At 55.5% G+C, this 1136-nt stretch carries 2 protein-coding genes; both read left to right on the top strand.

Translation table 11 applies throughout. The features are described from left to right. A partial coding sequence (locus tag K7431_RS30800; protein ID WP_224265986.1) for a transposase occupies window positions 1-258 on the top strand: 258 nt, incomplete at its 5' end. After that, a complete protein-coding gene (locus K7431_RS30795; protein WP_043205180.1) occupies window positions 255-1097 on the top strand; it encodes an IS3 family transposase in 843 nt (280 codons plus the stop codon). The genes K7431_RS30800 and K7431_RS30795, both read left to right, overlap by 4 nt. Window positions 1098-1136: the final 39 nt, after the last annotated feature.

Genomic DNA, 1136 nt, shown 5'->3' with positions numbered 1-1136 from the left:
ATGGTTCTTGATGATAACTGCTCAGTTCCTGACGTCTGTGCATCGATGGACGTTGGTCCTACGGCTCTGCGCCGCTGGGTTGATCAGGTTCGTAAAGAGCGTCAGAAAGGGCAGCCAGTGGCAGGTACCAAGGCAATCAGCGACGAACAGCGAGAGCTTCAACAGCTGCGAGCCAAGGTCAAGCGCCTGGAGACCGAGGCTGAAATCTTAAAAAAGGCTACGGCTCTCTTGATGTCGGATCCCGATCGTTTTTCCTGATCGAGGAGCTGAGGGAGTCGAGCTCATATCCGACCCGTCTACTTTGTAGTGCGCTGGGCGTTTCCCGCAGCGCGTTTTATGACTGGCTTAAGCGTCACTCAGCGCCGAATGCCAAGCGTGACGCGCTCAGAGCAAAAGTCGTGCAACTGCATGTCGAAAGCAGGGGAAGTGCAGGCGCGCGGATGATCTCTCAGCACTTGAAGGCCCAGCAGATCAAGGTGGGACGGCATCTGGCCGGAAGACTCATGGTGGAGGCAAATCTGGCCAGCAGACAGCGCCGCCGCCATCAGTATCGCTCTAGAGGCGTCGAAGCATTTGTGGCCAAGAACCTGCTCGAGCGTAACTTCGAGCCAACCGCAATCAATCAGGTCTGGTGCGGCGACGTTACCAGCCTGATGGTTGGGAAACGCTGGTATCACTTAGCAGCGGTCATTGATCTGTTCGCCCGCCGAATCGTTGGCTGGGCGTTTTCTCTGATCAATGACGCCAACCTGGTTAGCAGAGCGCTGAGAATGGCGGCGGAGGTTCGAGGCAAACATGCAGGCTTGATGTTTCATTCGGATCAAGGCTGCCAATACACCAGCCAGCTCTTTCAGTCCGCACTGCTGGAGCATGGGATAACGCAAAGCATGAGCCGTAGGGGGCAGTGCTGGGACAACGCGCCAACAGAGCGTTTCTTCGGGACACTCAAATCAGAGTGGGTGCCCACCAAGGGCTACACGACAGTTGAAGAAGCCAGGCAGGATATGACCAGCTTCTTCATGCGATACAACCGAATCAGGCTCCACAGCTACAACAACTACCTGTCGCCAATAGCAATGGAGCAGCAGGCCGCTTAATTACCGTAGTCGGTGTCCGGAAAAACTTGACCAGAACAA

The organism is Pseudomonas fluorescens group sp., from assembly GCF_020093335.1.
GTDB classification, from domain to species: domain Bacteria; phylum Pseudomonadota; class Gammaproteobacteria; order Pseudomonadales; family Pseudomonadaceae; genus Aquipseudomonas; species Aquipseudomonas petroselini.
The sequence above is the reverse complement of the archived record's forward strand: the minus strand, read 5'-3'. Positions and strand labels throughout refer to the sequence as shown.